Annotated in this window: 25 protein-coding genes; 21 read left to right on the top strand and 4 right to left on the bottom strand. The window is 40.3% G+C overall.

What is annotated here, in order from left to right; translation table 11 throughout:
* The first annotated feature begins 317 nt into the window (after positions 1 to 317).
* Both tnpA and ACFQV5_RS15615 read left to right on the top strand, forming a co-directional pair.
* Positions 318 to 791, top strand: a complete 474-nt coding sequence (gene tnpA / locus ACFQV5_RS15620; RefSeq protein ID WP_379248263.1) for an IS200/IS605 family transposase — start codon at positions 318 to 320, stop codon at positions 789 to 791.
* Between the two features lie 584 nt (positions 792 to 1,375).
* Entirely contained in the window at positions 1,376 to 2,458 is a 1,083-nt protein-coding gene (locus tag ACFQV5_RS15615) for a hypothetical protein (RefSeq protein WP_379248262.1), read from the top strand.
* 398 nt (positions 2,459 to 2,856) lie between these two features.
* Here the strand turns inward: ACFQV5_RS15615 and ACFQV5_RS15610 are convergent, their stop codons facing one another.
* On the bottom strand, positions 2,857 to 3,213 hold the full coding sequence (locus tag ACFQV5_RS15610; RefSeq protein ID WP_379248261.1) for a hypothetical protein: 357 nt from the start codon (positions 3,211 to 3,213) through the stop codon (positions 2,857 to 2,859).
* A gap of 684 nt (positions 3,214 to 3,897) precedes the next feature.
* Here ACFQV5_RS15610 and ACFQV5_RS15605 point away from each other — a divergent pair.
* From ACFQV5_RS15605 to ACFQV5_RS15575, 7 genes are all read left to right on the top strand, one after another.
* On the top strand, positions 3,898 to 5,076 hold the full coding sequence (locus tag ACFQV5_RS15605; RefSeq protein WP_379248260.1) for a phospholipase D family protein: 1,179 nt from the start codon (positions 3,898 to 3,900) through the stop codon (positions 5,074 to 5,076).
* 175 nt (positions 5,077 to 5,251) lie between these two features.
* Positions 5,252 to 5,551 carry a hypothetical protein gene (locus ACFQV5_RS15600; RefSeq protein ID WP_379248259.1) on the top strand — a complete coding sequence of 100 codons (300 nt, stop codon included), beginning with the start codon at positions 5,252 to 5,254 and terminating at the stop codon, positions 5,549 to 5,551.
* Positions 5,535 to 6,353, top strand: a complete 819-nt coding sequence (locus ACFQV5_RS15595) for a TIGR02391 family protein (RefSeq protein WP_379248258.1) — start codon at positions 5,535 to 5,537, stop codon at positions 6,351 to 6,353. Before ACFQV5_RS15600 ends, ACFQV5_RS15595 begins: the two co-directional genes overlap by 17 nt.
* Positions 6,350 to 6,541: a hypothetical protein gene (locus ACFQV5_RS15590; RefSeq protein WP_379248257.1), complete on the top strand. Its 192-nt coding sequence runs from the start codon at positions 6,350 to 6,352 to the stop codon at positions 6,539 to 6,541. Before ACFQV5_RS15595 ends, ACFQV5_RS15590 begins: the two co-directional genes overlap by 4 nt.
* 321 nt (positions 6,542 to 6,862) lie before the next feature.
* Positions 6,863 to 7,135, top strand: coding sequence for a hypothetical protein (locus ACFQV5_RS15585; protein ID WP_379248256.1), 273 nt, complete (start codon positions 6,863 to 6,865; stop codon positions 7,133 to 7,135).
* A 44-nt stretch (positions 7,136 to 7,179) separates the two neighbouring features.
* Positions 7,180 to 8,082, top strand: coding sequence for a phospholipase D-like domain-containing protein (locus ACFQV5_RS15580; protein WP_379248255.1), 903 nt, complete (start codon positions 7,180 to 7,182; stop codon positions 8,080 to 8,082).
* Positions 8,079 to 8,264 (top strand): hypothetical protein, encoded by a 186-nt coding sequence (locus ACFQV5_RS15575; protein ID WP_379248254.1) that lies wholly within the window; start codon positions 8,079 to 8,081, stop codon positions 8,262 to 8,264. The genes ACFQV5_RS15580 and ACFQV5_RS15575 overlap by 4 nt, the downstream gene beginning before the upstream one ends.
* 179 nt (positions 8,265 to 8,443) lie before the next feature.
* Here the strand turns inward: ACFQV5_RS15575 and ACFQV5_RS15570 are convergent, their stop codons facing one another.
* The gene (locus tag ACFQV5_RS15570; protein WP_379248253.1) at positions 8,444 to 9,214 is read right to left on the bottom strand and encodes a deaminase domain-containing protein; all 771 of its coding nucleotides are present in this window, start codon (positions 9,212 to 9,214) and stop codon (positions 8,444 to 8,446) included.
* A gap of 264 nt (positions 9,215 to 9,478) precedes the next feature.
* On the opposite strand from ACFQV5_RS15570, the gene ACFQV5_RS15565 reads away from it, so the two are divergent.
* Positions 9,479 to 9,631 carry a hypothetical protein gene (locus tag ACFQV5_RS15565; protein WP_379248252.1) on the top strand — a complete coding sequence of 51 codons (153 nt, stop codon included), beginning with the start codon at positions 9,479 to 9,481 and terminating at the stop codon, positions 9,629 to 9,631.
* 60 nt (positions 9,632 to 9,691) lie between these two features.
* Here ACFQV5_RS15565 and ACFQV5_RS15560 read toward each other — a convergent pair whose 3' ends face one another.
* Positions 9,692 to 10,120 (bottom strand): GIY-YIG nuclease family protein, encoded by a 429-nt coding sequence (locus ACFQV5_RS15560; RefSeq protein WP_379248251.1) that lies wholly within the window; start codon positions 10,118 to 10,120, stop codon positions 9,692 to 9,694.
* A 50-nt stretch (positions 10,121 to 10,170) separates the two neighbouring features.
* Entirely contained in the window at positions 10,171 to 10,329 is a 159-nt protein-coding gene (locus ACFQV5_RS15555) for a hypothetical protein (protein ID WP_379248250.1), read from the bottom strand.
* A 389-nt stretch (positions 10,330 to 10,718) separates the two neighbouring features.
* Here ACFQV5_RS15555 and ACFQV5_RS15550 point away from each other — a divergent pair, with 389 nt between their 5' ends.
* The 11 genes from ACFQV5_RS15550 to ACFQV5_RS15500 all read left to right on the top strand — a co-directional run bounded on the left by ACFQV5_RS15550 (position 10,719) and on the right by ACFQV5_RS15500 (position 21,594).
* Positions 10,719 to 11,009, top strand: coding sequence for a recombinase family protein (locus ACFQV5_RS15550; protein WP_379248249.1), 291 nt, complete (start codon positions 10,719 to 10,721; stop codon positions 11,007 to 11,009).
* A 26-nt stretch (positions 11,010 to 11,035) separates the two neighbouring features.
* Entirely contained in the window at positions 11,036 to 11,299 is a 264-nt protein-coding gene (locus ACFQV5_RS15545) for a hypothetical protein (protein WP_379248248.1), read from the top strand.
* A 1,093-nt stretch (positions 11,300 to 12,392) separates the two neighbouring features.
* On the top strand, positions 12,393 to 13,643 hold the full coding sequence (locus tag ACFQV5_RS15540) for a hypothetical protein (RefSeq protein ID WP_379248247.1): 1,251 nt from the start codon (positions 12,393 to 12,395) through the stop codon (positions 13,641 to 13,643).
* 118 nt (positions 13,644 to 13,761) lie between these two features.
* A complete protein-coding gene (locus tag ACFQV5_RS15535) occupies positions 13,762 to 13,986 on the top strand; it encodes a hypothetical protein (RefSeq protein WP_379248246.1) in 225 nt (74 codons plus the stop codon).
* A 392-nt stretch (positions 13,987 to 14,378) separates the two neighbouring features.
* Positions 14,379 to 14,705: a hypothetical protein gene (locus ACFQV5_RS15530; RefSeq protein WP_379248245.1), complete on the top strand. Its 327-nt coding sequence runs from the start codon at positions 14,379 to 14,381 to the stop codon at positions 14,703 to 14,705.
* A gap of 192 nt (positions 14,706 to 14,897) precedes the next feature.
* Positions 14,898 to 15,548, top strand: a complete 651-nt coding sequence (locus tag ACFQV5_RS15525; RefSeq protein WP_379248244.1) for a hypothetical protein — start codon at positions 14,898 to 14,900, stop codon at positions 15,546 to 15,548.
* 536 nt (positions 15,549 to 16,084) lie between these two features.
* A complete protein-coding gene (locus ACFQV5_RS15520; RefSeq protein ID WP_379248243.1) occupies positions 16,085 to 18,667 on the top strand; it encodes a DEAD/DEAH box helicase in 2,583 nt (860 codons plus the stop codon).
* 296 nt (positions 18,668 to 18,963) lie between these two features.
* Positions 18,964 to 19,161 carry a RuvA C-terminal domain-containing protein gene (locus ACFQV5_RS15515; protein WP_379248242.1) on the top strand — a complete coding sequence of 66 codons (198 nt, stop codon included), beginning with the start codon at positions 18,964 to 18,966 and terminating at the stop codon, positions 19,159 to 19,161.
* A gap of 397 nt (positions 19,162 to 19,558) precedes the next feature.
* Entirely contained in the window at positions 19,559 to 20,788 is a 1,230-nt protein-coding gene (locus ACFQV5_RS15510) for an S-layer homology domain-containing protein (protein ID WP_379248241.1), read from the top strand.
* 132 nt (positions 20,789 to 20,920) lie between these two features.
* Positions 20,921 to 21,304 (top strand): hypothetical protein, encoded by a 384-nt coding sequence (locus ACFQV5_RS15505; RefSeq protein WP_379248240.1) that lies wholly within the window; start codon positions 20,921 to 20,923, stop codon positions 21,302 to 21,304.
* A gap of 2 nt (positions 21,305 to 21,306) precedes the next feature.
* Positions 21,307 to 21,594 (top strand): hypothetical protein, encoded by a 288-nt coding sequence (locus tag ACFQV5_RS15500; protein WP_379248239.1) that lies wholly within the window; start codon positions 21,307 to 21,309, stop codon positions 21,592 to 21,594.
* Positions 21,595 to 21,869: the final 275 nt, after the last annotated feature.

The following is a 21,869-nucleotide window of genomic DNA, read 5'->3' as shown; positions in this document are numbered from 1 at the left end:
CAGATACCAGAGAATAGGTTGGTCGTGAGCCAATGGTATAGGTGATAATCTCCCCGTTAAATAAGTCCAAAATGGGCGAAAGATACAGTTTTTCCCCAAATAACTTAAATTCGGTGATTGTCCGGAGACAAAAACATAGTAACATTAGAGGCCGCTGATTAAGCGGCTTTTATATTACGACTTTAGTCAGTTGAGTACGCGATAGCGTGCGAAACATAAAACCACCCGCTATGCGGGTGGAGGGATCCAAGGTTTAACCAATAAGACCATTCCGATAAAATTGAGATGTTCAGGCTCAATGAAAGGAATGGTCTTAAATGGCAAACAAGAGCTATAGTCTAGCTCATACAAAGTGGATGTGCAAATACCACATTGTGTTCACCCCGAAGTATAGACGGAAAGAGATCTATAATCAAGTGCGGAAAGACTTGATCGAAATCTTCAAACGTCTATGTAAATATAAGGGCGTGGAGATAATAGAAGGTCACATGATGCCCGATCATGTACATATGTTAGTAGCGATTCCCCCGAAAATCTCAGTATCATCATTTATGGGATACCTAAAAGGAAAAAGCTCCCTGATGATATTTGAGAAGCATGCCCAATTGAAGTATAAATACGGAAATCGGAAATTTTGGGCAGAGGGATATTACGTGAGCACAGTGGGTCTAAATGAAGCAACCGTCGCTAAATATATTCGTGAGCAAGAAGCACATGACCAAGCAGTTGATAAACTGAGTGCGAAAGAGTACGAAGATCCATTCAGCGAAAACCGTAACAAAAAGAAGTAAACCAGTTTAACTGGTAAGTGAAAGCGACAAATTACACTGAGCCTGAACAATTTTATTGTCAGGCTAGCGTCTTTAGGCGCAGTCGGCAACAAGGGGTTATACCCCTAGAGCAAACCACCCGTTTTACGGGTGGTCCTGATTTATGTTATCAAGTTCTTGTCAAAACACAATGACAAGAACTTGATAACAATCCCGACAGATGACAAGAACATTGTTACATTCCCGATATGATATCATTGACGGAGGCACGCAAAGATGATCAGATGTTAATGTCGTGGGACAAGAACATGGTCCCTTTGAAAGTCGCTAATAGCGGCTTTTTTTGTATTAACGGTACAAGTTCTTGTCCCTAGCCCAAGACAAGAACTTGTACCGATTACCTTAAAGGACAAGAACATAGTCCGATTAACGATTAGGCATGAATCTAATCGATTTTCGCCCGTAATCCATTAAGCTAACGGGCAGGATACTTGAATAAGTGAAGTTTATTTTATAGTTTGCTAAACGAAAAAAATCATGTTTAAGAATGATAAGGAAATTGTATATACTAAATTGAGATACGATGTTCACAAGGGGGGGGAAACATGGAGAAACAGCAGGTCATCACAAGCCTCACAATCCTACTTAACCGAGGAATAGACAGCAGGCAAACCACAATATTTAACGGTCGAAAACACGATGATATGGTTGAAGAATTAAGAGACTATCTGGATGCTAACAAACAATACTTGGGAGGAAACATCCATCTCGAAATCACTCAAGCCTTGAATGATCACGGCGTTGACCTTCTTTTAACAATAGAGGGCTTTTGCAAAATAGGATTCCAGGTTAAAAGCCATCATGACGTTTCAGAACAAGAATTTCAATCCAAAGTAAAGCGGCAGCTCGCGGAATCGTTTTACCATGCACTGGATAAATACTATATTCTAATCTGTAGTCCACTACAGGACGGAACCAATAATTACACGATGAAAATCAGCCACTTGATCAACGAATTAAGCTGCTTGAAAATCAATTATCTCTGTGTATTCGGGCCCGATCATACCGCTTCGCTCTTTACAAACCTTAATACGCTGGATGAAACACAATTTAACCTTGAATATCAGCGGTATGCATATGAGCGCGATAACATCGAAGAATTAAAGCGAATGTTAAGCGAAACCTTAAACAAGAAAGACTATGAGACCGCCGAAGGCTACCTGGCGAGAAGAAAAGAGTACAGCTACACGGAACCTCAAACCGCAGCTCGGATGAATACTGTTTTACAGTGGGACTTAAAGAGCGATGAGTTGCAGGAAACTAAAGCAAGTATCATTCAATACCTTCTTGAGTTAAGCAAATTAACGCAGAATTCAAGGGAAATTCTTACTGGCATCCTAGAACGTTCTAGACCATCAGGGAAGGCGTTTAATGAAGATAGGGTCGCCCTCGTCAAAGAAGTAGAGTCTTACCTTCGAATGAGCAGTCAAGCGTTATTTGACGAATATACTGTCTTAGAGGAAGCTGGTTTTGTTTACCACGATAACGAAGACAATCGAGATTATTACTATGTGACCAGCAAAGGTGCGGGTTGGCCTTTAGTCCCCAACCTAGTAGAATTTTCAGAAAAAGAAGGAATACCACTCGAAACATTGTTTTCAAAAATGGATTTTAGCGTTCTTGATTAATAGACTGTCCGATAAATACAGATTGGTGATCCTGCATAATCCCGCCTTTTCTGTTGTGGGAGTATCCAATGATCATAAAGCTAACGGGAGACGAGTTGAATAAACGGCCAAGACTAAGCTGCCGGCGTTGATCGGCAGCTTCATTACGCTAACGGGCAGTTTAGCGTAGGAAGGAAAGAGTGTTGTTTTCGAGAATTGTAGTATAAGGAGAGATGCACTCTAAATTGGAATTACAAAGGAGATATAAATGGACTTTCAAAAGTTGGATCAAGATGGACTTACAAATGTTACTATTAATGGAGGAACCAGTTTTATTCGTGCGCTATATATTTCTTTAGCTCCACATTCAAGATAGCAAAGTTTCTTGTAGTACCCGGCGATCTACAAAATCGGGAATATCAATGAAAAAGGATGTTTAGAGGTAATCCTTCCATATTTTTCGGCTCAGTTGGACTAAGAACAACTAAAAGCTCAACATTGTTGAATCTGGAATCAAGATGGTGGCGATGTGATAGATAACAACTGCAATCACTTTCGACTTCGATCATAACTTCTTTGCCATTCATCTTCCCTTTGAAGTCTGGACCAGTACCAAACAGACTCTCCACAGCAGATATACCCTCATACTTGTGGAAGTTATCCTTGAAATACTCCTGAATCCAGTATTCACGGATATCGCTAATCATTGCTCGTTCTTCAACACTACGATTCTTGGTGAAGCTGCCTTGGGGTAGCCCAACTTTGTCAACCTTCATTACAAGAACTGGTTCGCCACACCTCGAACAGTTCACAGCCCACTCTCGATGAGCCTTTCATATATTTCACCGCTATCATACCGATCAGTATTGCTACAAGATTCACATTGGACAGTTACTCCCATTATCTTATATCGATTGTTAGAAGTAGTTCGGCTCTCTCACTATTGTATAGATCGAGTAACCACCGTTTAGCCGCTGACAATTGTTGACGATGTTTAACCGATCAATTGCTGAGTACAGGGTACGCACCTTTGTGCTAGGATAAAGGTAAGTCCTAGTAATGGGGGTTATGAGATTGTAATCGATATGGTTGCGAATAAATTCAATTGTTCTCTATTTAGTTTAACACGGAAGAAAATCATGTTTCATGGGGTGAGCAATGGGAAGAAGTTGGTCTTATGCAGTCCTGATTATCGAAGCTCCATGTAAAAGGACATAGTTGGTTCGATCTAACCACAAAGCAAGTGGAATTACTAGATAAGGCAATCTTAGTAGTGAAGTTGGAAGGAAACAAAATTAACTTTGTTGATTTCAAGGAGCTACGTAATTTAATATCTACCGCGAAAACACTCAATTTTTTCAAGTGATGAAAAGTGGCGGTTATACATATGGAACAATTATATTACCATTGCTAAGTTTCCAGTTGAGCATGAAAATTTGCAATTATAGGAGGGATAATTAATGCCGGTAAGCTTGATTTCCAATGATTTAATGAATCGCTTCAAAGACTTGCTAAATGACACTGAAGATGAGTTGAATATCATCTCCCCTTTTATTGGAACACAGACCGCAACATTCCTATCTGACTGGTTGATCAAAAATTCTACTGTGAAATGTAATGTCATCACAAGGTTTTACCGGGAAGACTTTGTTGAGCGTGTCAGTAGTATTTACGGACTTGAGCGACTATTAGAAGCTAAGGCGAATATATATGCTCTGGTTGATCTACACTCAAAGCTCTATTTATTCGATACCAACTCTACGATCATTGGTTCAGCCAACTTTACAAAAGGTGGATTCATGTCCAATCATGAAATCTGCGTCTTGATGGATGACGAGCCTGAGATAGCTGAAAAGGCAAATGAATATTTCTATGACCTACTTGAGCAGATTCAGGCAGTAGGTGATGAAGGGATTGTAACTCAAGCGTGGGTTGATGAAGAGAAAAAACATGTCCCTCAGATGGCCGCTAACCAACGCAAAATAGATATTACGTACTCGAACATTTTCAAAAAAGGCGTCACGCTAAAGAAAATTATTCAACCCGATTTGTTTGAGTCCATTCTTGAAAACTCGGATTCATCAGAGGATGTTACGGGAATCTGGCTAAAGTTTGAAGGGACTGGAGAAGATCGGATACCTAGCGACTATGATTATAAACACATGAAGGGATTCAGGAAACGAGATCTAAATACTACATATTTTCCTCGGCAACCAGGTGGAATCCAGAAGGATAACACTATGTTCTTAACAATTGTCAGTTATGATGAACAAGGCAGACCCACCCCGATGATTGTGGGTTATGCGATGACAGACGGATTTAATCGCAAAAATGTAGCAGACGATGGTGAGATAAAAGATAGTCCTTGGAAACATCGCTTTCCTTACTATGTAGAGTTTACAGGTGGTAAGGTTATAAATGCACCGATCAAAAATGGTGTCCGATTAGTTGACCTCTATAACAGTGTGGGTAAGGCAACCTTCCCGTCATTACGAAAAAGGAAAAATGTTAGTCAAGGGACATTGCAGAGTATGCATTTTAGACGTTCGCATATTCGAATAACCCAAGAGGCGTATGATTTCCTAATTGATGAGCTAAATAAACGGTTTAATAAATATGGAGATATAGCTTTGGGTTAACATTTTATCTTTTGCAGTTAGCTGTTGATGAAACGGAAGCCTAGATCGGATAAGGCAAGAAGAGGAATAAATATGAGATGAAATCTGGTATCAAGGAAATCGTGAAAAAAGCAGAGTGGTTTAGCCCGCGAGAAGGTTTGGGCGATATATATATCAAGTTGGAGGTGTGATACTAATGAGTGATAACTTGAAAAGATATTTACCAGAGGAAATTCCAGATCACTTGTTTACTCAAAATAAGCTTAATATGATGGGGTTAGCGGCGACTGCAGATCATGTTGCCTATGTAATGTACCCTGAACAAAAACAGGAGTTTAAGTTGTTTGATATCAATGTAACTAGAAGACGTAAGCAACAAAAAGGCTTTTCGCTTGTAAAAAAGGATATGACTGTCGAAGAAGTCCTAGAGGAGCGAAAGCGCGAGCTTGAAGTTAGAAAAAGTCAGTTGGGTGAGAAGTATGGCAAATCAAAATAGACTACCATTTAATGAGGGTGAGTTAGAAACGCTCTGTCGAATAATTGCGGATACAAATGACGGACTAACAGGCTCAGAAATTGGACATTTTCTTAATGTACTAAAGTTCGGAGATGTAGATCCGATGATGACAAAGTGGAAACGACTATATAATGCCCTTGCTAATCGTCAAAACCAAACTCAGTCGGGCAATTGCGTATTATCGTTCATTAGCAAGTCTTTGGCACCGAGTAGGTTTGCAGGTAAGTTGGATTTTTATCATGATTTGCTTGAAAAAATTAACGCCATCCTTCTGTTTCATGGTTTAGAGTTTAATGAAGATGGTAAATTCCATGCAGTACAGTCGGCAAAAACATTGTCTGAGGCAGAAATGAGAGCGTCTAAGTTGACTGAAAGGATTTCGTCTCGAAAGCTACACCCTCACTTACTTAATTTTTGTAAAAAGGAGCTTCTTCAGAATAATTACTTCCACGCAGTTCTTGAAGCAACCAAGAGTATCGCATCTATGATTAGGATGAAAACAGGTTTAATAAGTGATGGAGCAAAGCTTGTAGATGAAGCTTTTGCCGGAGATAGTCCGCGGCTAATAATCAATGCATATCAGACGGAGTCAGAGATCAGTGAGCAGAAAGGTTTCGTCAGCCTTACCAAGGGGTTGTTTGGAACATTTAGAAATCCCACGGCTCATGCGGCAAAGGTCGAATGGAACATGTCAGAAGAGGATGCCATCGATTTATTTACGTTAGCTTCATATGTATTACGGAGAATTGAGAAAAGTGATTCTATGGAGGCGAAGTTATGAAAGCACCAATGGATGTTATGAAGCGCCTGGAACTATTATTTGAAGAGTATGAAAAGGAAGTGTACAATAAATTGAGCAGTGGCTTGATTGCCGAAAATACTGCTAAGACATACCTTCTTCACACAGGTAATTTTATTAAATGGTGTCGGGATGAATTTGTTCCGGGAGCAAGAAATCTAAAGAAATGACCTGTGGATTTACTTGCTCCCAATATTGTTTTAAACATGACAACGTGGTTTAGGTATCCCGTTATTTTGGAATAATTTTACTTTAATTATGGATGAGGGAATTGCCTTAGCCGTAAAGCCTGAATATTAAAGAATAAGAGGTGATCTCCAAGAGGGATCACCTTTATTTGTGGTAAAGAGGATTGTTAAATACGGTAAGCTCTTTTGGATCGGGTACGGGACAAGGCTACTTTGTAGTCTTTATCTGAAACACCAGACAAACTTCCCCAAACCGAACCTTTGAGTTAGAATACATACTAACTTTTCTTGGGAGGGTTTGTCATGCCTAAACTATCTGAAACACGTCTTTACAATGATCACCCTTGGGCAGTTCCAGTTGTTCCTGATGTTTCCGAACCTTATTTTGCTCAGACCATGCCTTGGCAAATCCCAGAGCCAGTACTTGAACTAATTGAACAAATGTTCATCGAAGTAGAGGAGTACTTCAATTCTAGCAGATTGCCTATCGAAGGGGTAATTTACGAAATAAAGGAGGTCTTTGGACAACTCGATATTTCAAGTTTTACCCCGCATTCAGAGGTCACCACTTACTAAAAGGGTTACTCTTTGAGTATAAAATTGTAAGGAGTTGGAATCGAATGAGTAAAACTACGATAATCCCATTAATCCCAGGGCAAATCGATATTGTTACTTCAAAAGGGGAATATAACTTTCAAGAGGTAATGGACGACTTTCCTAATGCAGAGACTATATTCGTAACAACGTACAACATTTCAGCACGTCGAAACGAATTAATTCATTCACTTGGAGAAGCAACTGAACATGCTGAGGTACGTATCATCACGAATATCCCTGCTCGTCATGATCAGTATTTTGGGAATGCTCCACGAGAACGTGCTTCACAAAGTATCGAGCGTTACACGCAACGGCTTGATCCTTCGAATAATGAAAATTTAGCTACATCATTCAATTTTAGTAACCATTCCAAAGTAATAATGACGGAGAATATTGCTTATATTGGGTCGGCTAACTTTTCCGATGAAAGTGATCAAAGTAGGGAAACGGGTTTTCTTGTACGTGGGCAGGATTTAGTTAAAGTAATAAGTGAAAATCTTCTACCAATCTTGATAGATGAAGGCATTCCTTACTTCGGTAGCATGTTGGATGATAAGAAGATTCTCCTTTCCTTTCTGTTGTCAAGATTGGAAGGGGCAGCTTCTGTTATACGTGACGGATTGTTCACGTTTGTAGGTCATCCTTTTGAAGATCAGGAGGTTTATAACATACACGATCCTTTTTTAGGGAGCAGCGACTTAGAAGGTTTGCTTGAGGTACTTGATGAGATCGAAGGTGAGTTGGATAATGAGTTCCGTGAGGTTGCAGGGTTGGAAGACCTAGCAGATCTGATCGACATAGATTCAATTAACGTAATCCGTGCTCTTTGTGATTATGATACCCAATTTATGAACTTGCAGATTTTGATTCGGTTGAGTATGCATCAGATATACTATCTGAATAGATGGTTCATAACGAAGACATGAATGATGCTTCTCAAGATGCCGTCGATAGTGCTGCAGAAAAACAGTACGATTTGACAGTAGCAGCAGAAGAACTGGTCAATGAGCTTTATAAGTATCTGGAACAAGTGAAAAATTCATTCCAAGTAGCTGTAAATGAAATAATGCGACTGGAAGAACAACAGGCAATTATCGATAACACATAAGCGAAATAACAGCAATAAGATACCCACCCGAATTTTGGGTTGGTGTTTTATATTATAGGTTATGTTTTACTGTATGGTGACAATCATTGAAATCATGTCTAGACCAATAGTTCATGACTCCAATATTTAATTTGAAGGGCTTCACTACTATGTAGCCCCTCTTGATATGGTGTGTATTCTCATTTTCTTTGTACATTTCGCAGTAGTTTTATTAACTCCTGATCAGAATTGTTAGTAAGGTAGTCTATTTCGTACCCCATTTGTCCGAAAAGTAATTTAAAACGCACTCCTTTTTCCTGCATTTCCGTAAGAGCCTGAAAACAATAAATGCAAGGCTCCATTTCTGTGTAAAGCTCCAAAGTACTGTCCTTTAACTGAGCATCAGTAAAATCACTCAAGATACGTGCACAAATTTTTCTCTCACAACAGCATTTTCTTGCTTCCGCAAAGCCTAGCTTCCAATAACGCCCCCATGAGAGGTCGGGATTAAGCCTCTTAACTCTGAGATGTTTGTCGACCAGTTTTGTCGAAGAACAAATGATTCCATTATACTCATTTTTTAATTGGTCTTCTTGTTCCGGCTCTAAGTTATTAATCTTACTTCCCGCTGCATATTTAAACCGTTTTCCATCTTTCAAAATGAGTGTAGCGCGAGCAAAGTTTGTACTTGAGGAAGGATCGTAAGTAGAAATATTGCTTATTAATCTAGAATCAGATGTAGCTTTACCTCTAAATATTTTAGTATCCTTATGATACTTTTTCCAGAGTTCATTAATCTGGGCTATTGATAGGATTAATAGTATAGCGCCTACAATAATAATTATAGCTGTTACAAATATATTTAAACCTGTATGTAAGTTTTCAGAACTAGTTAATTGTAATAATGGATTCGATAATAACGTAAAAGCTATAAATAACAAGATTAACAATAGTATATTGTTGTGTCTCACTGATTATCCCCCTCTTCATTTACATAGAGATTATACCAAAGTATGGGGTGAAATTGTGTTATTGGAAACACAAAAGTCTCGTATTTAACGCAGGGAATCCCGAAGGAAAATCAATGGAAGTATGACAAGAAGTACCCAGGTTCACACGGGACTTACATCACAGGCTCTGAGTATTACGGAACAATAATTGACGTTAAGATAATCATTAATGATTACGATAAATGTGAAAAGTCCGACATCAGGGATTACGTCTTCTGGGAAAATGTGAAAAAGAAAATTTCCGCCAAATTACTAGAATTTGTTATCAACAATAACAAGGGAAAGAAAATTGTTGTTGAAGAAGTTGATGCCGGTTTACGTTTTGATTGCTCACTGTTGAATGTAAGAATGCCTAAGAAAAGTAAATCAAAAGTATGAGTAAGCATGGCAGACCTCAGACGGGGCTGCCATGCTTATTGTCTTTGCTCCATCATTCAGTTACTTCATGCTCAGCGACACAGAGTACATCGGCTTTAACAAAGCGTTGAGATAATCCTCAAGACAGCCGCGCAATGTAATATCTTCAATTAAGTAAAATCGAAGAAGGTGGTTGTCCGCTATATAGTCATCGAGTTCATCAAAAGTAGTAACCGGGCTTTGCTTACGCGTTTTCTTAAGCCCGAGCAATGCCTGCCGGAAGCTCGATTTACCTTTCCCGTTTAGGTGGACATCAAAAACGCGATCCCGTAGATCACCGGACTTCCCGACATAAACACATTCATCTTGGTCGATAGTAGTGAAGGCGTAAACACCACCCTTTTTCGGAAAATCGTATCGATCCAAAGTTCGAATCTCGACTGGTGTCTGGTTCATAAAGGTTTCAGCTAACTGTTCAATCTGCAGTGTCCATTGAGGGTCGGTTTTCATTAATAATCGCTCCGTAGTGAGATAATATTTTTCTGAGTTATGCTATTTGGTTACTGCTGTTCCCCTTGCTCAATCCGGTTTAGTCTTAATTTTCGCTCCACGATCTCCATAAATCGATTTTCTTTTAGATCCTTCGTCCGTAATGTTGTTTGATCGAACACAAGCCCTAAAAAGTTCGGTTGGTAATTTCCCTCTGCTTGTTCACTCATGAGGGGTTTCCCCTTGTCCGGTCTTAGGGGTCGCAAGTCCTTTCTACTATTATACAGAAGTAAGGTGTAACGATCACCTGACCTCCATGTAGCTTTTATCGCAAAAGAACACATGTCTAGCTTCTCTTTATCATATTCATACTACTTTATTATATGGAAGGAACGCATTGTGGCGGTCGATTCCCGGCAGCTTGCAGACCGCCGCACAGAGGAGCATATTAGAAGAATATTTTTTAGAGGGGTTCAATAAACCGTTTACCCAAGGTATCATAACTCTTAAGTTTTGGACTCCCAATTTCTGCTCGATAATTTGACGGTAGAATGCGGGTTCGTCCGGTGTCATAACTTAGGGTCATAATTATGCCGTAATACTGGGGGGAATCCTTAAAATGTCTAAAATCATCGGCTACTGCAGGGTATCAACGAAGGCTCAGGTGGACGGTAATAGTCTGGAGCAGCAAAGTCAAGAAATTCTTAGTCGTTACGATAACGCTGAGCTAGTGATCGAGCAGTACAGCGGGGTGAAAGATGATCGCCCGAAGTTTAACAAAATGATTAATGAACTACAGCCAAACGATACTATTGTAGTGACCAAATTGGATCGCTTCTGCAGGACAACTAAAGAAGGACTTATATATGTTGAGAGGCTAAAGGAAAAGGGGTTCGAATTCATATTTTGAATATGGGGTTAATCTAGGACACACCTATGGGTGATTTGATTATAACCTCACTCTTAGCGTTTGCTCAATTCAAAAGGGCAATGATTCTTGAGAGAACACAAACGGGTAAGGCAATAGCTAAGACCAAGGAAGGTTTTCGTGAGGGGCGCCCACCTAAATTCTCAAAGCTAAGTCTCGATCACGCTATCAACTTGCTTGAAACTAATACGATAAAGCAAGTCTCCAGCCTTACTCGAATCAGTGAAAGCACGATTAAACGTGAGCTTAGAAAACGTAGAGACGCACAATGAACTTAATGGTGTCGGAGCGGGCAGAGCACTATGTTTCAAACCACCCAATCACCCGATCAAATTGATCATAAATGCCTGTAATTTTGTCTGGTCTTCTTACTGGTTAATTTGGCTCTTTAATGTCCAAGTGGATTTTCACTTGAGCTTTTCTATTTTATGCAGGAATTTTTCTAGTTGCTTGAGTGGGGATCGATTTGAGCAGTTAGTTTATGAGAACAAATATAAGTACAGGGATAGTACTGAACACAATCTAACCTTTCAACCAATATCAACACTCGATCGTTTAAGGGATCTTCTCAAATATTTTCATTTAGTGGAGTTCTGCCAAAGTAGAGTCTCCCATTAAGATGGATTCCGTTGATCTGCTGTATGTTTAAAGAGGATCGAGAATTGTTGCAATTGGTGCAAGAGGTAGTAAAGAGTCGGTATCATTACTAGAATTGATTTAGCCGAAGCACATTCCAATCATGAGAGGGGTAATAAAAATGCTTTTGCGTTATATTTGCGAGGTTTGTGGTAAGGAAGACATTTTAACATCCGAACTAGGTCATGAACAAGGATGGGACTACCCTCCTGCAATGGGTCAGTTCAAGATAGTATCTCCGAGAACCTGCGGAAATTGTACAATTAATGGAACCTTGTGATGGGCTATAAGTGTGGATGGTAAGCAATCCGACAGTTTTAACGAAAAACAGCTTCAAACGCTTAATCGTATCTTGAACGAGCCAGAGAGCATTATGGTAACCGTTTGACATTGAGCTGTTACTGTAAGTCTGAGGGATATGAGATGTATTCGAACTACTCACATGAAATAAACTTCAGCACCCTATTGCTGAGAAAAGATATATACACAAGAGGACGAATGTGAAGAAAAAAACAACTGGAGCAGAGAAAGAACACTGATTAGATAACTCGACCAGGCAGCTTGAGCAGTTCCTATTCCCACTTAGGTAGAGTGAACGTGGCTCCCCCTTCTCGTCCTTCTCCATTCCTCCAGCTACACTCTCAATTTTACGTTATCCTAGAATATACTGTAAAATAAGAGTGAGATCAAGAAGTTGCTTGCTTTTGAAATGACTGGAGGTAGTTTAAGGTGGCAAGGGGAAGTAAAGTAAGACGGATTGATTATAACAAGGCAGAAATGATGGAGTTAAGTGAAATTAATACACCACCGACATTCACAGATAAAATGAAGAAGTTTTATGCTCTATATGGTTTTGAAGAGACTGACTTCAGAGTAGATAAATCAAAGAAAGCGGACTACTACTTCCCTGCTGATTTTGCAGAGCTCCTTGCTTTAATCTTGAGGAAGAGCAGTAACCACCCTTTTAGCAGAGCAAATTATGACGAGAAGAAGGTTAAAGCATCGCAAATACAGGAGTACAATCGACTGATGTGCGAAAGCATTGACCATGAGTTACCCTCAGTATTCCGAGATTTGATCTACACCATGCCCTCCCACCTTCAGTCTGTTAAGCTTGGAGATTTGACTTCAGTATTGGTCGAACGTCTGACTTTATTTATTCTGAATGTCACTAAATTAGATCATCAAGGTATGGGAGATGTGGTTCACTGGCTGTGTAGACAGTTAGATGAGGTGAATTATAATATATTCAGGGGTAATTACTTTTCTGAGATGGCTCAAAGGTCCAATGAAGCCTACAACAATGAGCATCATAAAGAGCTAATTGAGAAATTATACGGACCTAAGAATGAGAAAGTCGAAGATATAGATAGACGAATGGTAGCGACTAATAATAGTATCGACTATACGATTTCTTTGCTAATAAAACGTATCCTGAATGCTACAGATGATCTATACGAAGGTGATGGCTCAGAATATTTAGACCTTGGTAATAAAGAGTTGCTTCATTTCATGAGGTTATCAGGGGTTCCAGTAACTGAAAGCAACTCGAAAGCTCAGGTAAGTCCTTTGATAGAGCGGACTCTTTATTACAATCAGGAGATGTCCAAAGAGGAAAACCAAGGAAGAGTTGAAAATGCTGAGTCAGTATTAGAGGGGTATAGAGAAAAAATTCTGACGAGAAAATCAATCGTTGACCAGATTAAGGACAAGAGTTTCCGTGAGCCAGGCGATATGAGCGTTGAGAAGAAGAAGGAAATACTAGAAAGTCAGATAAAATTAATGCGAACTGAATTAGCTAGATTAGAGGAAGAAGAAAGCGAGCCACATGATGACTCCGTAGACAGTTTCATGGCTGAGATGCAAAGAGAGTATGTGGCGTACTGTGAGAAGGCAAATCAACATTCAGAAAAGTTGAAAGCAGTAGTTGATCACTTTGTAGGTCAAGTCCTTATAAACTTCATGAACACAGTGGAATAAAGTAAAGGCTTTTTATATTTGCTTTACTTTATGCGCACTGCCATATTCTTCGTAATATAATTGGGACATCCCCAATAAAGGAAGGTGCATCAAATGAGTTTAGAGTTGCCTATCAGTCATGAAGACCAATTCGAGTGTGAAGGTTGTGGCGACAAAATTAGCCATACATTCACTATCCAAGATCTTGAGTATGAGAGCAGCGATGAAAGAGGTATGGGCGAAGAGACTCAGTACAGCTTTTTCAGAAGAAGTTCCTTGCTCTCAATGCGGTCACTTGAACGAAGTCACCGGAGAAGTATGGGAATATCCAAATGGAGCTGTAAATCTCGTTCAGTTAACTTAACATGCAGGTAACAGGTGGAGATAGTGTCCGAAAGTGGATACTATCTCTCGCTTTTAATCAGGTTGTCCGTAAGGGATCGAATTACAACATCGTATCGAGAGGGGTATAAGAAATGCTCTTGTTTCACGTTTGTGAGGTCTGTGGTCTAAAATTGACCTTATCAACTGATCAAGCCTTCGCGGATGGTTGGGATTATCCCCCAAGAATCGTGTCTTACGGTGTAGTATCTCCCAGCACCTGCGGTTCCTGCTCAATAACTGGAGGTTTATGGTGGGAAATGACTATGAAAGGTAAGCAGATCGCAGATCTCTCGGATCTCGAAACGCTCCACCGTTTCTTGAACGAACCCCACTCTATTGTAGCACCTAATTGACCGAAGGAGATGTCAGTCCATGTACAACGATGATCAGCTCGCTGACTCGTTACAGTCCGCATCGTATCTAATTCAAAATGCTAAGGGGTTCGATACCTTTGTCTTCAGGATGGGGTTCAAGGAAGAACTCTCTCTTACGGACGCTCAGAAGGATCAGATACTGTCCTACTTAGAGGAAAACGTAAGCAGGAATGATCATCTCTACATTAAAGCCAAGGCGTATATCGACCAAAGCGAGATGTCGAGCGACTATTTTCATAAATATCCGAGGAAGTTTCGAGGCGCTTATCGTCCTGTCGTAATGCAGTTCATCTCGGGTCTAATGACTAACTCACTTATCCATTAACAACTTATTGCGTAATCGACCAACTGCTGATACCCTCAGCAGTTTTTCTTTGTTCGGTGTCCCAAGAAAATAAAGTATTAGGCTGGAAAAATAAAGTGTTAGACTAGGAAATAAAGTTGCAGACTGATTCTCCTGTAATGGGACGTTAAGCTGGGTTTACTTTAGGGACAGGGCGAGGAGGATGTAATAAAAATGACCACACATTTTGGGATAAAGTTACGCAATAAAGAAGGTGGTTTTAGTTTAACCGCCGATAACTATATACAATTGAGGAGTAAAGATATTACCTCTCCTCACTTTGAAGACTTAAATCATAAGTACGAAAAGGCTATGATGAATTTCGATCTTAATATGAATTACTTCAAAACTCTGTCTTGGGATAAGTTTAATGCAGAATTGATGAGGTTAGTAGCTTCGTACACCTTGGATAAGATTACTGATCTTAATTCTGTTAATGGGGTCAAAGGATTCTACATCATGGTGCTAGACGATTATTGCCAAGCTTATATCGGGATAAGTCACCATATTAAAGGAAGAATAAAGGCACATTGGGGTAGACAAATTCCATTGGATCAACTCGCTAGTGATTTCTCGGTGTATTCACTAGAGATAGATTGCTTTAGGGCATTAGACACCACGAGAATATTTGTACGTCCTTGTCCTGAGTGTGATTTTATTAATTACCCTCTGATAGCCGGAAATCTTGAGAATGAAATAGTACACAAGTTACCTATAGATTATTGCTTAAATCAGGGTATGACAGGTACGAGAGAAGATGTGAGAGAACGGTTAAGGAATCGTGATATAAGGATTTCAAAAATGCTTGGACAGCCTATGAGTTAATCCATGTAACGACTAAATGGAAAAACTAGCAGTAAATTTGATGCCGCATGATAAATTACCCGTTCACCCAACCTCAGAACCTGATTTCCTCGCCCTCGAATCGACTTGTGAACCCCGCTCGAGCAAGTTATCATCATTCAAACTGCTAAGCGAGGTGAAGGTAAAATGTCGTAAAACTACTGGTCAGAGTCATTCAAGAAACTAATCGATCAGCGTCATTGTTCCGAGATGGTAAAAGATAGGGGTCCCCTTTACAAAGACCTCTTTGATCTTATGGAAAGCGGCGAGATTCAGCCGCGACAGTAACCTATGGTGGACTTAATACATTCGATAAGCACCAAGTTTCCTTTAAAACGGGAATCTTGGTGCTTTTGTTTGTTCAGGGCAGGACATACGGAGTCGTCTGTAGAATAATGTAGAAAATTGGGTTAATTGAAGGTACTTTCGTTATTCTTTTAGAAACATGAATTTGGAGCTAGCGATAGTAACTAAATTATTAAGATGAGTTACTCACTAATAACTAGGAGGAAATTGTTGTGACGACGGCTGTCGATAAAAAGTGGTTAAACATGATAAACCCGAACGTAGTGGATTTATATCCACTTCAATTTGCTAATATTGAACGTTTAAACAATCATGATAATGACGTTGTGTATATCTTTGATGAGGTGGGTAGCGGTAAGACAATTAGTAGCGGCATCATGGCACTTGATTACATGGAGCAAAACCCTGATGAAAAAGTGCTTATTATTACGACTAATGCTCTCGCACAAAGTAGTAATATCAAACCATATGGACAGTTTATTGGAGATTGGTTCGATAAGTTGCCATTCGAGGATCTTGACTTCAGCCACAGAGTGAGGGCTGTAAACAATCACCACTCAAAGTTTAAGAAAAAGCAAGACTATGGTTTAGTCATAATTGATGAGGCTCATCTGTTCCTCAATCTAGAAACTCAGCGTTATTCTAACTTGGTTCAGAACGTTTCAGCTAAGAAAGTTGTATTCCTGACAGCAACTCCAATAAAACAGGGTGTTTCGGATTTGAGAGCATATCCTCGCATTGCATCGGCCCTCCTCAAAAAAGAAGTAGACAACAGCTGGATTACTCAATTGCAGACTTCGGGTAAGCAGCCGGAGCAGTTAATCTGCAGCCAGTTTGATGTTAAGTTTCCGGTAACCCGGTATTTCAAAGACACCATTAAGTCACTCCAGACTGAGGGGTATAAGAAGACCCAGGCAAAACGCTATGAAACACTAACTTGGGAGTATCAATCGTATGCTAACAAGAACGAAGTACTGGTTGAGAATTTGAAAGCTCTTTATGCCGAGTCCAAAGACAACCGCTTTGTCATATTCACCAGATACGTGGTAAAAGAAGCCGATGTTATCGGGGGGCATCTTGAAGCGGCAGGGTTCGTGAAGTCCAATAAAGAGCTACCCGACAAGCCGACTTATTATATTGTCACAGGACGTAACCCACAAGAGTTGTCTGACTTCTCGCAGTTGACTTGCTTGCCAACTGTATTGATCTTAACGTATCAGATCGCTGAGCAGGGCATTAATCTACCTGGGTATAACCATATCATTAACTATCATATTTCTGCCTACCCATCTGCATTAGAGCAGAGATATGGAAGGATTGACCGCTTGAATAGTCAGAGCGAAGCGATCTATAACTGTTTCCTCATCAGTTCTAAGTATTTTGACACGAATACGTTTAATTTCTACTGTGCGATTAATACCTGCCTTGGCTCATTATTGAGTTATTTGCCTTCTAGGAATACGATACTATCGCCTGAAATATTGAGTAGCTACACAACTCTAAAGAATGAATACGAGAAGTATATTGCTCGGATCTCTGGCTTACTCGACGGGAATATGATCAGTAGGCTTTATGATAGTCTTGCCGCATGGGGTGCTTCTTCAAGTGAATCGGAAACGGGCGAGATCTCTTTAGACTCTACACCTCTGGTAGTAAAAGATGAGGATCTTATCGACTTACTTGATTTTTGTAAAGAGAGGATTTCTCTGGACGAAGAACTTCTAGGAAACAGGATAGAAGCAGAGAAGGCTTTGTTAAAAGATATCCTTGAAGAGCTGACTGACTTAAGACAGAGCATTATTCAGAATAGTGCCGAGAAGGAAAAAGTAATTGACTGGCTCTCAAAGGATAAGGGGATTTGGGATCATATTTTTTATATTAAAGAGCAGTCACACAATTGGTCGCAGCGAGATGTAGGACGAGTAGATGCTATAGAGGGATGTGCTAGTCATATCTCAAACAACAGTAATTATGAGACGTATCTGGCCATGTTCAACGAACAGGTTCGATTACCTAAGGAGTTCCAAAAGTATCGTGACCAGATCAATCGCAGTTTTGAGGAAGCATTTGAAGGAAACGAATTTCATAAGTTATTCCCTACTGTTGTGAACAGTACCTATAAAGAGAAGTTCGAAGAAATCGGTCAACTTAGCCCGCTAGTGTTAGAGAATTTAGAACAACTGATTCCTACACTACCTTTTTCACGAATGGTTAATCAGTTCAAAATAGAGCTAAGACGCCTAGCTCGGACGGAATCGGGATATTATAGAGATAAGTTTTCTGGAGAGGTACATGTTTTTGCAACAGCGATGGGTCGCCTAGCTAGTAGGGACTTAGGTCTTTCCAAAGATTTTTACAATAGATTCTTTGGACATGTTCTCGGTAAAGAATACTATAATTATAAAAATGAGTTTCAGTCCTTCTTCGAGGTTGCCGTTGATAAAGAGCTTGATGAAGATGGGGTAAAGAAAAAGGTTAGTGCCGCGAGTAACTGGCTAAAGCTGGCATATCATGTGTCGCGTAAAGAATCCCTATGTTGTGTCTTGAAATATGCGGGCGGAGATAAATATTGGTTGGAGTACATTATTGATTCCGCAGTCAGTTCTGTTGCTCCACCGAAGGGTGGCGTTTCACTCTTCTCGTATTTTATTCAGACGAATAGCGGTGGTTTCCGCACATGGGCAGAGAAGTACTTCATTAGGGCTGTTCCTCGCGCCGAGTATGTTTGGTCTAACGACTATTGGACTAAAGGCATCTTAGATATAGTTAACAATCAGAAATTCAATTCAAACTAATTCTCTTTGAGTAATATAGGTCCTAACCAGCGACACCCGTAGAGGTGTCGTTTTTGTTCTCTCTGGTTTAAAACAGTGCTCAAAACCAACTCCCTATTTGTCCGAGTGCCCCTTCGCTTAAAATTACTTGCAATATATTTTCCTTCGTTCTATCATACACAACCAACGAATGAGGGGGTTATTATCTTAAGCATAGGGTGCAACTCGATGATCTGTAAAAATGTAACAGGAGTGATGACGTAATCGATTTTCGTAAAGGAGCCGAACGATTAGTGCTGTGTGCCGATTGCCGCCTTATGCTATTGGTTCCGCATGTTCAGGTTCCCGAGAGCCAGTGGAGCAATAACACATGCCTAGGATATGCGATCTTAGGCGCTCAGAACCTCGGTTATAGCCAAGATCAGATTAAGGAATTGGTTAGAGCCATTAACAGTGAGTTCGATATTACAAGTATCGAAGAAGCAATAGTCGTATATGAGCTGTTACCTTATTAAGGAGATTTCACCATTATGAGCAATGAGAGTGTGAACATATAAATCAGTAGTATGTTCAGAATCCCTTAACCTGCTAGGACTGTAAGAAGTCAAGTTGAGAACAGTGGCGACCAAGGAACCGGTAAAACCCCCTTATTGTGGACGATGCAAGAACGCGTCAACAGAACACACTTATGAATATGTTGCGAATTTCAACTAGCGGACTGACAATAGGGATCGTTGCGGAAATGCTGATGATCTTTTTTTGTATAGCTTTACGGAAGTTCAACCAAAGTTTCAGATACAAAAACGACACTATCTTTCGTAAGTAGCCTTTAACTGTTCACACCCATTGTGACGATAATAAATAGAGGGCGTTCTCCCTAGTTATGAGCGCCTAATTAAAAGGAGAGAGCCCATGAGAAAACAGTTTATTAAAATTGCTGGAATCACACTGGCAGCAGCACTAACGGTATGCAACATGGGTATTACGGCACCTAGCGCACAAGCCGCTACAAATCAATTCTCAGACGTGAAATCGTCCCACTGGGGAGCTAGTGCCATTACAAAAGGCGTAACTAGAGGTTATGTCGATGGATACACGAATGGTACATTTAAGCCAGATGCCAGCGTCACACGCGCTGAATTCGTGAAGATGGTCGTCTCGGCCATGGAACTTGAAACCACGCCAACAAGCAGTAAATGGTACACTCAGTACGTTGATGCTGCTAAAAAAGCTGGCCTTTACGCATCAAGCGATTTCCCCAATAGCGAAGAAGCTTGGACAAAAGTGATGACACGCGAAGAAATGGCTCGCGTTACAACTCGTGCGATCGGAGAAACAACAAAAGAAAATGATAAATGGATGTATCTCGCCACAAAAGCCGGCCTGATTAAAGGCGTCCGCAAAGGGCAGATCGCTCCGAAAGGGCTGACCACGCGTGCGCAAGCGATAGTTATAATCGAACGTATTCTTTCCAAGAACACCGGCACTTCCCTCGACGTCGATAAGTATGCGGTCGGTAGTGCTGAAATTGCTTGGCACGGTACAAACATCTTCACCGTGATGCCGGAAATGTGGGTAACAACGGAATCCGATCTTAGACAAGCTAGAAAGAACTCGGTCGAAGAAATGTGGAATGAAGAACGTATGACCATCACGTCAAAAGACGGACTGTATCAAGGCAAGCTTGATGCACTTATCGCTATCGACCTTACTGATCCAAATGACCCTAACCTTGGGTTAATTAAACCGATCAACACGCTCAAATGGTTCAATAACCATCCTAATACCAAGAATCACCTAATGGTCAAAGACCAGAAAAACAGTTATGTTCTCTATTTCAAGGGCCGGACGGTATTTAACAAAGATACAAAAAGATATAACCCTAATACAAAAATTAAGTTCCAGGTCGATGGATTTGAAAGTCCTGACCTCGATGCCTTTTTCGATAAAGGAGTGCTGAATAAATCAGCCCGACTTTACCGTGATAGTAGTTATGACCTCGACATCCCTGCCGTTATAATCCCGAAAACGGGAACTGTGCAAAAATATAGCGATTTGGAAATTAGACTGCAAACACCAGCAGGGGGATGGTGGTTCAGCGAAAGTATCCCACTCCGTCTTGAAGGTGACAGGAAACATTGAGAAAAAAGATGAACGCTGCAGATCAAACTGCTAAACAGCCTTTGACTTTGACTCCGATAACGGAGATGGTTTGTTAGTATGTCTAAGTATTAGGAAGAAGAATAGTCATTAATTAATACTGGAGGATAGATCATGCGCACAGATAAGAAAATGTTTGTCATAGTAGGTCTTATTGCTTTGTCTTTAGGCGTCATCGGCTGCGGCGAGTCTGCCAATGAGAATACAGAGGTGGAAAGAGCGGAGAAAGCTGTAAAGAACGAGGCTGCTGAGACTGATATAACAATAGAAACTAAAACAGAGACAGACACTAAAAAACCATCGGATGAAAAAGCCGTGACAGTAGACCCCTTAATCACCAAAACAGGAGGTCTTGGCGATACCAAAGAAGCTATCGAACAGTTGCGGGGAGCAGACGAGAATGAAGAAGACGCTGGTATTAGCTCATATCAGAATAATACTCTTCTCGTAATATATGCAGAAGATGACTTGACGAAAAGAACACAGCCAACAACCTGACCTTGTCGTTTGAAGCAACGGATTCACCACGGCGCTCTGCAGAGGAAGCACTACAAGAGGCTTCTTCTATCATCACCAGTGACGCGGTCAAGGTCAAGCAATATACGGTTGACGAGGGCCGAGATGTCATTCAATATGAGAGCAAACTCCTTGCTGAACGACTAAAAGGATATTATGACTTTAATGCTACTCTCGATCCCGAATCCAAGCCTGGTACCTTTATCATCATCTTGAAGCACGACGATAAAGGAACTTACTCAGTTGTAATTGGGGCAGGTGATAGTCCTTGAGAAAAGAATGCTTCTTTATCCAGCTGAGGTTCTTATACCGAGATCATACAATATGCTTATACCGGCTGCCAAAGGATATAATTCTCCTAACAAAAGCTATAACGCTAACTAATTACCATGCGCATTTTAAAATGATGATGGGAATTGAGGATCACGAAGAAGAGCTTGATCAAACTCAGGTATCTTAACATCGTCTGTTAAAGTAGCATATAGTGAAATTTACGAAGCGAAATGGAATGAATAAGAAGATAGGAACGAGTTGAGAAATGAAAAGC

It is taken from the genome of Paenibacillus sp. GCM10028914, from assembly GCF_042666275.1.
In the GTDB taxonomy this organism is placed as follows: domain Bacteria; phylum Bacillota; class Bacilli; order Paenibacillales; family Paenibacillaceae; genus Paenibacillus_AQ.
Note: the sequence above shows the minus strand (reverse complement) of the source record. Positions and strands in the feature narration are given on the sequence as shown.

Bases quoted from the DNA above. Each gene is read 5' to 3' on its own strand.
- ACFQV5_RS15525 (WP_379248244.1), top strand. From the start codon at position 14,898: ATGACCACACATTTTGGGATAAAGTTACGCAATAAAGAAGGTGGTTTT.
- ACFQV5_RS15535 (WP_379248246.1), top strand. From the start codon at position 13,762: ATGAAGACCAATTCGAGTGTGAAGGTTGTGGCGACAAAATTAGCCATA.
- tnpA (WP_379248263.1), top strand. From the start codon at position 318: ATGGCAAACAAGAGCTATAGTCTAGCTCATACAAAGTGGATGTGCAAA.
- ACFQV5_RS15615 (WP_379248262.1), top strand. From the start codon at position 1,376: ATGGAGAAACAGCAGGTCATCACAAGCCTCACAATCCTACTTAACCGA.
- ACFQV5_RS15550 (WP_379248249.1), top strand. From the start codon at position 10,719: ATGTCTAAAATCATCGGCTACTGCAGGGTATCAACGAAGGCTCAGGTG.
- ACFQV5_RS15575 (WP_379248254.1), top strand. From the start codon at position 8,079: ATGAATGATGCTTCTCAAGATGCCGTCGATAGTGCTGCAGAAAAACAG.
- ACFQV5_RS15505 (WP_379248240.1), top strand. From the start codon at position 20,921: ATGCGCACAGATAAGAAAATGTTTGTCATAGTAGGTCTTATTGCTTTG.
- ACFQV5_RS15560 (WP_379248251.1), bottom strand. From the start codon at position 10,120: ATGAAAACCGACCCTCAATGGACACTGCAGATTGAACAGTTAGCTGAA.
- ACFQV5_RS15580 (WP_379248255.1), top strand. From the start codon at position 7,180: ATGAGTAAAACTACGATAATCCCATTAATCCCAGGGCAAATCGATATT.
- ACFQV5_RS15590 (WP_379248257.1), top strand. From the start codon at position 6,350: ATGAAAGCACCAATGGATGTTATGAAGCGCCTGGAACTATTATTTGAA.
- ACFQV5_RS15530 (WP_379248245.1), top strand. From the start codon at position 14,379: ATGTACAACGATGATCAGCTCGCTGACTCGTTACAGTCCGCATCGTAT.
- ACFQV5_RS15595 (WP_379248258.1), top strand. From the start codon at position 5,535: ATGGCAAATCAAAATAGACTACCATTTAATGAGGGTGAGTTAGAAACG.
- ACFQV5_RS15515 (WP_379248242.1), top strand. From the start codon at position 18,964: ATGCTATTGGTTCCGCATGTTCAGGTTCCCGAGAGCCAGTGGAGCAAT.
- ACFQV5_RS15610 (WP_379248261.1), bottom strand. From the start codon at position 3,213: ATGAAGGTTGACAAAGTTGGGCTACCCCAAGGCAGCTTCACCAAGAAT.
- ACFQV5_RS15600 (WP_379248259.1), top strand. From the start codon at position 5,252: ATGAGTGATAACTTGAAAAGATATTTACCAGAGGAAATTCCAGATCAC.
- ACFQV5_RS15510 (WP_379248241.1), top strand. From the start codon at position 19,559: ATGAGAAAACAGTTTATTAAAATTGCTGGAATCACACTGGCAGCAGCA.
- ACFQV5_RS15555 (WP_379248250.1), bottom strand. From the start codon at position 10,329: ATGAGTGAACAAGCAGAGGGAAATTACCAACCGAACTTTTTAGGGCTT.
- ACFQV5_RS15545 (WP_379248248.1), top strand. From the start codon at position 11,036: ATGGGTGATTTGATTATAACCTCACTCTTAGCGTTTGCTCAATTCAAA.
- ACFQV5_RS15605 (WP_379248260.1), top strand. From the start codon at position 3,898: ATGCCGGTAAGCTTGATTTCCAATGATTTAATGAATCGCTTCAAAGAC.
- ACFQV5_RS15585 (WP_379248256.1), top strand. From the start codon at position 6,863: ATGCCTAAACTATCTGAAACACGTCTTTACAATGATCACCCTTGGGCA.